Source organism: Anaerotruncus sp. 80 (genome assembly GCF_009936115.1).
GTDB lineage: Bacteria > Bacillota > Clostridia > Peptostreptococcales > Anaerovoracaceae > Senimuribacter > Senimuribacter intestinalis.
Map to the genome: position 1 here is coordinate 60,503 of NZ_QWES01000002.1, position 10,924 is coordinate 71,426.

Below are 10,924 nucleotides of genomic sequence, written 5' to 3' on the forward strand. Positions count from 1 at the left end.
ATTTATGAAGACAAGAGTGATTTCAGGGCTCTGTATGGTGCCTCTTTTAGCTGTAGTATATTTGGGCGGCTATTGGCTTGCTGCTGCATGTATTTTGGTGGGCTTGATTGGTGTCAGAGAGTTTTTTAACGGCTTTCATGCCATGAACATTCATCCATCAGAAAAGATTGCCTACTGTGCCATGGTGGTGCTGTATTTGATTCATGGACTGACACAGGAGCCGCAAATGTATTTGACCGGCTGGCTGGCAGCGTGTATTATGGCAAGTTCCATTTATATCTTTAAGATTGATCAGAGGAAAATTGAAGATGGAATGGCAACGATGCTGGGAATCATCTACGTAGTATTTTTCTCTTATCATGTGGTACTGGTAGACAGTAGCGGCGAATATTCCATCTTGATTTGGCTGGTGCTTTTATCAGCTTTTTGTACGGATATTTTCGCCTATTTCAGCGGATATCTCTTTGGCAAGCATAAACTCTGTCCGGTGCTGAGTCCGAAAAAAACCATCGAGGGTGCAATCGGAGGAACCTTGGGCAGTGTAATTTGCTGCGGTCTATTCGGCTATTTTGTTATACCGAGAATCTGGCTTCACTGTCTTGTAATCGGTTTGATCGGAGCCGTACTGTCACAGTGCGGTGATTTGACCGCCTCAGCATATAAGAGAAAAATGGGAATCAAGGATTATGGGAATCTAATTCCGGGACACGGTGGTATTATGGATCGCTTCGACAGCGTGCTATTCACCGCACCGGTGGTTTATTACTACATTCAATTTGTCCTTCTGGGCTAAATCGAATGCAGGGTTTTTAACCTTTTTAGGGGAGTTATAGTATAGATGAAAAAAGTTACAATTTTGGGAAGTACCGGTTCTATCGGCACACAGGCGCTGGATGTCATCGGAAGGAAGCGGGAACAATTTCAAATAGAAACACTAGCCTGCGGTCAGAATACAGAGCTTCTTGAACAGCAGATTCAAAAGTTTTCGCCAAAACAGGCGGTGACTGAACTGGAACAAGATGCATGCCACTTGGCGAAAGTCTATCCAAAGGTGGACTTTCTTTGGGGAGAAAAGGGATTGCTGGCTGCAGCGGAGGACGACAGCCAGATTCTCCTAAATTCTCTGGTGGGGATTCGCGGTCTGGTACCTACTTATCACGCCATTCAATCAGGCAAGGAGATTGCCCTTGCCAATAAAGAAACTCTGGTTGCAGGCGGTGAACTGATAATGAAAGCAGTACAGGAAAAAGGCGCTAGAATGCTTCCTGTAGACAGCGAACACAGCGCAATTTTTCAGTGTTTACAGGGCAACCAGGGAAAGAAAATCAGAAAGATTCTGCTGACTGCCTCAGGCGGGCCCTTTCGCGGTTTTAGCCGTCAGCAATTGGCAGATGTTACACTAGCGCAGGCGCTTCATCATCCCAAGTGGAGTATGGGGAAAAAGATTACCATAGATTCTGCAACCATGATGAACAAAGGTCTTGAGGTCATCGAGGCAAAATGGCTCTTTGATGTGCCGCTTTCTGATATTCAGATTCTGGTTCATCCCCAGAGCATTATGCATTCGGCGGTAGAGTTTGAAGATGGTTCTGTCATTGCCCAGATGGGCTCTGCCGATATGAGGATTCCTATCAGCGTGGCGCTGGGATATCCGCAGAGGATTCCCGATGCGGGCAACCGCATTAACTTTTTCGAAGAAGGCGCAAACCTTTCCTTTGAAGAGCCAGATACAGAAGTGTTTGGCTGTATTAATCTGGCTTATGAAGCCTCAAAAGCAGGCGGCAGCTATCCAGTAGTACTCAATGCTGCCAACGAGGTTATGGTGGACAAGTTCCTGAAAGGACAGATTGCCTTTTTAGACATCGAAAAAAACATACAAAAAATACTAGATGATCACACGCCTACATATAATTTAGGGTTAAATGAGATTATAAATATTGATAAAGAAATTCGTAAAGAGGTTTTGTGATGACAGTGATTTATGCAGTGATATTGTTTGTTATGTTGATTTTCCCACACGAGCTGGGGCATTTTACTGTGGCGAAAGCAGTAGGTGTAAGAGTCAACGAGTTTGCATTTGGTATGGGACCTGCGATTTTTCAGCGGCAAAAGGGTGAGACGCTTTATTCTATCAGACTGATTCCTATCGGCGGATACTGCGCGATGGAAGGTGAGAATGAGGAATCTGAAAACAGCAGAGCGTTTAACAACAAGCCGGTCTGGGCAAAGATTTCGGTACTCCTTGCAGGCTCTGCTATGAATGTGCTTATTGCAATTCTGGCGATGACTCTTGTGATGGGATATATTGGAACAGCAACTACTACTATCGATGAAGTTCAAACAGGTACGCCTGCCTATGAAGCAGGTCTTCTTTCCGAAGACAAGGTTTTATCGGTAAACGGTACGCCTATTGAAAAATGGAATGACATTGCTGCAGCAATCGGCAGCGGTGAAGACAGGCTTTCCATCACGGTGGAGCGGAATGGAGAAGAAGAGACTTTTGAGATGACACCGGAGAAAACGGAAGATGGCAGGTATATCATTGGCGTTACTTCCAAGGTGAGTCATAATGCGTTGACTGCGGTATCAAACGGTGCAAAGGGAACCTGGAGTATGACAAAGGGGATGTTCTCGGCGCTGGCACAGCTGGTTTCCGGTGAAGTTTCTACAGACGAACTGTCAGGTCCAGTGGGTATTGTTTCCCTTGTCAGTGAGACAAAGAATTACGGCATGATTTATTTCGGGTATTTGGTAGCTTTGATCAGCCTGAACTTAGCACTGATGAATATGCTGCCGCTTCCAGCGCTGGACGGCGGAAGAATTATCTTCGTCATCATTCGAAAGATTACTGGAAAGATGATTAGCGACAATTTAGAAGGAAAAATTCACGGCGCAGGGATGATCCTGCTCTTCGGTTTTATGATATTCGTTACGTGGAATGACATTACGAGGTTATTTACATCATGAGAAAAAGCGTTTATTGCGGAAATATAAAAATTGGCGGCGGAGCACCGATTTCCATTCAATCCATGACCAATGTGGATTCTAGAGATGAAAGGGGATTGCTTGCGCAGATTGACAGATTGACAGCTGCAGGCTGTGAAATCATCAGAATCGCTGTGCCCGATATGGAAGCGGCAGAGGTCTTTGGACGGATGAAAAAACAGGTGTCCGTGCCTCTGGTTGCAGACATTCATTTCGACTATCGTCTTGCCATTGCGGCAATCGAGCAAGGCGCCGACAAGATCAGAATTAATCCCGGAAATATCGGAAGTACCGAAAGAGTTCGGGCGGTCGTAACAGCAGCAAAAGAGCGGAACGTGCCGATCAGAATCGGTGTTAATTCCGGTTCCCTTGAAAAAGATATTTTGGAGAAAAACGGCGGCGTTACGGCAGAAGGTCTGTGCGAAAGCGTCCTCAGAAATGCTGCGCTCATTGAAGATATGGGATATGACAATTTAGTGCTTTCCTTAAAATCATCAGATGTTCGGATGAACTACGAAGCGCATAAACTAGTCTTTGAGAAAACCGAGCACCCCATTCATATTGGCATTACCGAGGCAGGTACCCTGAAGCGCGGCAAAGTAAAATCGGCAGTGGGGATCGGTGCGCTGCTGCTTGCTGGTATCGGTGATACGATGCGGGTTTCTTTGACAGCAGATCCTGTAGAAGAGGTAGTTTATGCCCGAGAAATATTGGAAAGCATTGGCATCAGAACGCCGCAGATTGATCTGATTTCCTGTCCGACCTGCGGCAGAACCAGAGTCGATTTGCAGAGCCTTGCAGCGCAGGTAGAAGAACGCCTTAGTGAAATTGCTGTTTTGCGCCCACTGAAGGTTGCTGTCATGGGCTGCGTCGTCAACGGTCCGGGTGAAGCCAGAGGGGCAGATTTCGGGGCGTGCGGCGGCGATGGAAAAGGCGTCATCTTTGCAAAAGGACAGGTTATTAAAACCGTAAATGAATGCGACATTGTAGATGCATTAATTGACATGATAAAGAAAAAAGCGAGTGTATAAATGAGAGCATTAATTGAACAGAACATAGATTGGGATGTCCTTTCGGGACATGACAAAAGCCAGTATACATACGAAATTACAGAAGCAGTCATCGAAAGTGAGACCGGAGTTTTAACCATTAGCCTCCGGCTCAATTTTATTATGCCCTGCCTTTCTATGGCGAAGCTTAAAGGCGTGATTCTGCATCAGATTGAGGCGCTGAAAGATGTTAAATTCAAGTATAATTACGAGAATGTGATTCTTTCTGAGGAGGAAATTATTCCGCTGTTCATTCCTCATATGATAGAAATTATCAACGGGAAATATGCGGCGATCACCAAATCTATCGAAAGCAGCAAGTTTATCTGTGAAGGAGAAAAACTGCAGATCTATGCGCTGGGCAGACTGGCAACCGAGCAGCTCAATGAAAAGGTTGCTTACCAGTTTAAGCAGCTTCTTGCTGAACACTTTGGAATTCACAAAGATGTGACCTTTGTCAACGATGAAGACAGTTACATGAAGGCTGCAGAAAGTTGGATCGAATCGGAGGAATCTGACATTAAAGCGTCCCTTGAAGAAGCAAAAAAAGCAGCGCAGATGCATAAAAGTGAGAGCGCAAAGCCTGCAGCAGGTGGTGGCTTTGGCGGTAATAATGGAAATGGCGGAGGCAATAATGGCTTTGGCGGTCAGAACGGCGGTTTTAAACGCCGCGAGAAGGAAACACCGGCAGAAGGAAACCGGATTATGGGAAAAGACATTTTTGGTGAAGTAATTCCTATGTCCGGACTAGAGGCAGATACAGGTACAGTTATTTTAGAAGGAATCCTTTTCAAAAAAGACGCTAGACCAATCAGAAATGAGAAGAAACTGGTAACACTGTTAATCACTGATAAGAAGACTTCTGTTTGTCTGAAGACTTTCTGCTCTAATAATAAGTGGGAAGAGATTGACAGCCTTTTGAAAAGCGGAGACTTTATTAAAGTCCGCGGTGAGACTGAATGGGATCGCTACGATAACTGCCTGACTGTAATGATTAAGGATATCAATAAGGGTAAGGTGAAAAAACGAAAGGATACTTACGAAGGCGGAAAGCGAGTGGAACTTCATGCGCATACTAAGATGAGCGCTATGGACGGATTAAACGAAGTAGCAAATTTTGTTAAAACTGCTGCTGCGTGGGGACAGCCGGCTGTGGCCATTACAGACCACGGTGTAGTGCAGAGCTTTCCAGATGCCGCAAAGACTGCAAAGAAGCTGGCAGGCGATAAAGAAAACCCTGTCGACATCAAGATTATCTACGGTATGGAGGGTTACGTCTTTGACGACAGAGACTGCCATAACGAGGACGGTTCTATTGATTATAAAAAGAATCCGACTAACCATATCATTCTGCTTGCGAAAAACCAGGAGGGCCTGAAAAATATTTATAAGTTGGTCTCTTATTCTCATCTGGAATATTTTTATAAAAGACCCAGACTTCCTAAATCAGTTATCGCAGAGCACAGAGAAGGACTTATCATCGGTTCTGCCTGCGAGGCCGGTGAAGTGTACCGTGCTATAGCAGGCGGTAAGAGCCAGGAAGAAATTGAAGAAATTGCAAGCTTTTACGATTATCTGGAAATTCAGCCGCTGATTAACAATCAGTTTATGATTGAACAGGGAATGGTTTCTGGTCAGGAGGAGCTGCGTGAACATAACAGGCAGATTGTGGCTTTGGGAGAAAAGATGGGAAAGCCGGTAGTTGCAACCACCGACGCCCACTACGATGAACCGGAGTCCGCCATCTACAGAAATATACTCCTTGCCGGCATGGGCTTTAAGGATGCTGAAAACGGGCAGGGTCTTTACATGAGAACCACCGATGAGATGATGGAAGAATTTCGTTATCTTGGTGAAGAGACGGCATACAAAGTCGTCATCGAAAATACCAATCTCATCGCGGACATGATTGACGGCAGCATTCTGCCAGTACCAAAGGGAAAATTCCCTCCGAAGATTGCCGGTGCGGAAGAAACTTTGCGGGAAACCTGCATGCAGAAGGCACACAGCATTTACGGCGAGAATATGGATACAATCATTGCTGAGCGTTTGGAAAAAGAACTTTCATCTATTATTGATAACGGCTATGCGGTCATGTATGTATCGGCGCAGATGCTGGTGCACAAGTCCATGGAGGATGGTTATCTGGTCGGATCTCGAGGTTCCGTAGGGTCTTCCTTTGCGGCGACTATGGCGGGAATTACTGAGGTAAATCCTCTGGATCCTCACTATATCTGCCCGAACTGTAAGAAATTGATTTGGGGCGATATGCAGCTTTATGATTGCGGTATCGATATGCCGGAAATGGACTGCCCGGAATGCGGCACACCGATGAACAGGGACGGCTATACAATTCCATTTGCAACTTTCCTTGGATTTAACGGCGACAAAGAGCCGGATATCGACCTTAATTTTGCAGGGGAATATCAGGCGACAGCACATAAATACGTAGGTGAAATCTTTGGTGAGAAGAACGTGTTTAAGGCAGGCACTGTAGGTACTGTTGCAGAAAAAACTGCCTACGGCTATGTGATGAAATTTGCCGATCAATTTCATCGACAGATTAATAAATTCGAGGCGGACAGGCTGACTCAGGGCTGTACTGGTGTAAAGCGAACCACTGGTCAGCATCCGGGCGGTATTATTATCGTGCCGGACGACCACGAAATTTACGAGTTCTGTCCGGTGCAGCATCCGGCAAACGATGTGAAGAGTGACATCATTACTACGCATTTTGATTATCATAAGATTGACGAGAACCTGCTGAAGCTGGATATTCTGGGGCATAATATTCCATCCATGATTCGTCAGCTGCAGGATATGACCGGAATTGACCCGATGAAAGCAGACCTTACAGATAGAAAGGTTTTATCCATTTTTAACGGCATTGAGGCACTTAACATCAAGAATCCGGACTACAAATACACCCATGGATCTTATGCGATTCCGGAATTTGGTACTGCCTTTGTACGGCAGATGCTGGATGACACTAAGCCGGATAAGTTTGCGGATCTGGTGCGTATTTCTGGATTCTCCCACGGTACGGATGTATGGCTCAACAACGCACAGGATTATATCAGAAGCGGCACGGCAACCATGAGAGAAGTTATCTCTACTCGTGACGACATCATGAACTATCTGATTCTGAAAGGTATAGAGAATAAGACCTCCTTCCAGATTATGGAGGACGTTCGTAAAAACAGACCTCTGAAAGAAGAACAGCTGGCGGTGATGAAGGAGCATGGTGTGCCGGACTGGTATATCGATTCCTGTATTAAAATCCAGTACATGTTTCCGCGTGCCCATGCGGTAGCCTATGTTATGATGTCCTTCCGTATGGCGTGGTACAAGGTTTACTATCCGGTGGAATTCTATGCGACCCACTTTACCAGTACGGTGGCAAACTTTGACGCAGATACTATCATGAAAGGGCCACAGGCTATTTTAGACAGAATTGAGATGATTGAAGCCATGGGAAACAACGCTACTGCCAAAGAGCAGGCGGATGTTCTGGTGCTGGAAGTTGCCTATGAGATGTATTCCAGAGGCTACGAGTTTGCGCCTGCACGCCTTGGAAAATCCCATGCATTGAAGTTCTGGTCCGACGAAGGAAAGGTGCTGCTGCCCTTTGTGGCGCTGGAAGGCGTGGGGGATACTGCGGCGAAAGCTTTTGCTGATGCCTATGCCGAAAAGCCGTTTGACACCATTGAGGAAGCGGTGAATCGTTCTAAACTGAACAAAACGGCGGTGGAAGCGCTGCGTACTCATGGCGTGTTTGAAGGACTGCCGGAAACAGATCAGTTGTCACTGTTTTAAGAATTACTAAAGAATTTTCAGAAAAGCAAAAAAACACTTGCAAACAAAACCATAAATATATATAATACAAATATAACCAGAAAGCCACACCTAGACAATGTGGCTTTTTGCTTATATAGATATCGAAAAAGAAAGGAAGAGAAAGCAATGAATCAAAGAAAAACATGTAACCCAATTCAGAAAACCATTGCCATCCTACTAAGTGTTTGCCTCGTTGTAAGCGCTATTCCGGCAGCAGCCTTCGCAGATGACAGCGATCAGCAGAAGGAAAGAGCTGGCACAAGCGCAAACACAGGCAGCGAAGCAATCACCTATCTGAATCCAGAAGACGTGACAGAAGACGAAGCAATCCTTTCAGAAAGCGGAGAAGACTACACCACCTTTGACCTGGGAGGAAAGAAGCGGTACAGTATCTTCTTCACAGAAAATGTGCGATTCAAAGATGAAAATGGAGAGTTGACAGACTATGACCCTGCATAACCGGAACTCCAGACCTGGATACCGGAAGCCCGGTTGTCAGCAATATCATGAGCCTGCATCAAAAGGGAGAGAATGGCGCAGCTGGTGAAAAAGTCTGCGATATCTATGACAACGCTTCAGGCTCTACCTCCGGTGCAAATTCTAAAGCCTTTGATACAAGAAAAATAGCAAACGGTACCTATGTGCTGAAGATGGATCTAACCGATGCGGCAGGGAACAGAAAGACCATCACCAAAGAAATTACGATAGCCAACCGCATTGCAAAGCCGCAGCTTACTGCGACCACCTCAAAGGGTGGAGAAACGATGGTGCAGTTTAACATGCCATCTTCTGTCAAAGCGATTACCGGTCTGCAGTACAAAGTAGAAGAAAAAGATGCGGACTGGATCGATATTACCGACATTACGACACTTTCCGGCACTTTTACCGCAGTGCTTCCGGATAAAGAAGGTACATATATACTCAGCGTGCGGGCAATTGATCAGGACGGTCTACCGGGCGAAGAGAGAACCATCAATATCAGAGTGGATAAGACTCTTCCTACAGCAGAGATTGTAGAGGCAAATCAGGGTATCATCAGAGGCAACGCTACAGATGAAGAATTTTCCGGCATAAGGAGAAAACTCAAAATTGTGTTTAAGACAGCAGACACAATAAAGTGGAGTGAATATCTGATTTGGAGGAATAACAAAATGGCAAAATCATTGTTTGAGGAACTGGACGGCAAATACGAGCAGCAAGGAGATTATTTAATACCGTGCTTGACTGTACCCGCCGAAGAAGAACAGCCAATAGGCACATGGGGACAGCGGCATCTGGACTATCTGAAGCAGTACCACAAAGTTGCATACACCAATCTGCTGACAAGCGGTAGGCTCAATTCTTACCTTGCCGACATTGACAGACAGGCACAGGGACGATTTGCTAGGCTCATAGAGGGCATGAAACAAGCACAGGACATAACAGGACAGTTAAAGGCGGAAAACGCCTTAGAATGGACAGAGCGACCCAACAACATAAGAGCTTGTGCGAAGGAGATTGTGAATGGGGAAATTATCTTTGTATAAGCAGATAAAAAGACAGAGTGTAAAAGCTCTGTCTTTTTTTCGAGAGATATATAGGTATCTCTTAGAAAAAGTGAAAGGGTATTGACTTGAAAGTGCTATTTGTATATAATGTGTATGTATAAACATCACACTGAAGGAGGCAGGATATTTGAAGATTGTGATATCTAACACATCAGAAGTTCCTCTTTACCAACAAATCAAAGACCAGATAAAAGACGCTATTTTAAAAGAAGAATTAGTAGAGGGCGACGCACTTCCCTCTATTCGTGCCTTTGCAAATGATTTAAAGGTCAGCGTCTTAACAATACGGAGGGTTTATGATGAATTGGAACAAGAGGGATTTGTAACAAGCCAAGTCGGTATCGGCACTTTTGTTTCTACAAGCAATATTGAATTATTGCGGGATTCCAAGCGGCGGCTTGTGGAGAAAAAAATGCTTGATATGATTCAGACAGCGAAATCTTTGGGCATTAGTAAAGATGAATTAAATGCCATGATGGACATTTTATACGAGGAGGAAAACTAAATGGATAACATTTTAGAAGTATCTGGATTAAGTAAAAGGTATGGTAATTTTGCCTTGAAAGACATCTCCTTTTATTTGCCAGAGGGCTGCATCACGGGATTTGTCGGAATCAATGGAGCAGGAAAAACGACAACTCTCCGAAGTATCTTAGGGCTTACAAACAAAGTGTCTGGAAATATAAACTTTTTTGGCATGGATATGGATGGGAATGAAAGTAAAATAAAAGACCGCATTGGCATTGTGCTTGATGAGGGATGCTTTTATGATGAATTAACGCTCTCAGAAATGAAAAATGTAATTGCCCCTGCTTACAGGAATTGGTGCGAACAGGACTTTATAGATTACATGGAACAGTTTTCATTGAATCCGAAACAGAAAATCAATACCCTGTCAAAAGGAATGCGGATGAAATACGCTTTAGCTCTGGCACTTTCCCATAAAGCGGAACTGCTTATCATGGATGAGCCAACAAGCGGTCTTGACCCATTAGTCCGAAGCCAGCTTTTAAATATATTAAAGGACTATATGGGCAAAGGTGGAAAGGGCGTATTTTTCTCTACACATATTACTTCCGATTTGGAAAAGATTGCAGATATGCTGATTATGATTGATGGCGGTGAGATTGTTTTTCAAGAGGAAAAAGACCAGTTGCTTGACAGTTACCGAATCATAAAGGGCAGCACTGAAAAACTGAATACGGATACAAGAAGGTATTTTTTGAACATTGAGGAAAGTGCGTTTGGCTTTACGGGAATCACAAAACAGGGTTCTGATGTTATGGAGCATATGCAGGATGTTCTTACAGAAAGACCGACAATCGAGGACATCATGGTTGCCAATGTGGAAAGGAGAAAAAAGGATGTTCATTAGCTTAGTGAAAAAAGAATTTCTGATTGTGAAGAAATATGTAGGCATCATGCTTATCGTGTCATTTCTGATTCCGCCCGTTATGCTTTGGCGGATGCCAGAAGCGGCGGGGGCAATGGGATTTACACTCACTG

Annotated in this window: 9 protein-coding genes; all 9 read left to right on the forward strand. The window is 44.6% G+C overall.

The annotated features are described in order from the left end of the window. Positions 1-4 precede the first annotated feature (4 nt). The 9 genes from D1155_RS02230 to D1155_RS02270 all read left to right on the forward strand — a co-directional run bounded on the left by D1155_RS02230 (position 5) and on the right by D1155_RS02270 (position 10,793). Complete coding sequence (locus tag D1155_RS02230; RefSeq protein WP_160200793.1) at positions 5-793, forward strand: phosphatidate cytidylyltransferase; 789 nt, start codon at positions 5-7, stop codon at positions 791-793. Between the two features lie 45 nt (positions 794-838). Continuing rightward, a complete protein-coding gene (locus D1155_RS02235) occupies positions 839-1,969 on the forward strand; it encodes a 1-deoxy-D-xylulose-5-phosphate reductoisomerase (RefSeq protein ID WP_160200794.1) in 1,131 nt (376 codons plus the stop codon). After that, positions 1,969-2,967, forward strand: a complete 999-nt coding sequence (gene rseP / locus D1155_RS02240; RefSeq protein WP_160200795.1) for an RIP metalloprotease RseP — start codon at positions 1,969-1,971, stop codon at positions 2,965-2,967. Before D1155_RS02235 ends, rseP begins: the two co-directional genes overlap by 1 nt. Continuing rightward, a complete protein-coding gene (gene ispG, locus D1155_RS02245; RefSeq protein WP_160200796.1) occupies positions 2,964-4,016 on the forward strand; it encodes a flavodoxin-dependent (E)-4-hydroxy-3-methylbut-2-enyl-diphosphate synthase in 1,053 nt (350 codons plus the stop codon). Before rseP ends, ispG begins: the two co-directional genes overlap by 4 nt. Beyond that, entirely contained in the window at positions 4,017-7,850 is a 3,834-nt protein-coding gene (locus tag D1155_RS02250; RefSeq protein WP_160200797.1) for a PolC-type DNA polymerase III, read from the forward strand. It begins immediately after the preceding gene. Positions 7,851-7,997: 147 nt separating this feature from the next. Further along, a complete protein-coding gene (locus tag D1155_RS02255) occupies positions 7,998-8,330 on the forward strand; it encodes a hypothetical protein (protein ID WP_160200798.1) in 333 nt (110 codons plus the stop codon). Positions 8,331-9,022: 692 nt separating this feature from the next. After that, on the forward strand, positions 9,023-9,397 hold the full coding sequence (locus tag D1155_RS02260) for a TnpV protein (protein ID WP_160200803.1): 375 nt from the start codon (positions 9,023-9,025) through the stop codon (positions 9,395-9,397). 148 nt (positions 9,398-9,545) lie between these two features. Continuing rightward, complete coding sequence (locus D1155_RS02265) at positions 9,546-9,923, forward strand: GntR family transcriptional regulator (protein WP_160200799.1); 378 nt, start codon at positions 9,546-9,548, stop codon at positions 9,921-9,923. Beyond that, on the forward strand, positions 9,924-10,793 hold the full coding sequence (locus D1155_RS02270) for an ABC transporter ATP-binding protein (RefSeq protein ID WP_160200800.1): 870 nt from the start codon (positions 9,924-9,926) through the stop codon (positions 10,791-10,793). It abuts the gene before it with no gap. The last annotated feature ends 131 nt before the right edge of the window (positions 10,794-10,924 follow it).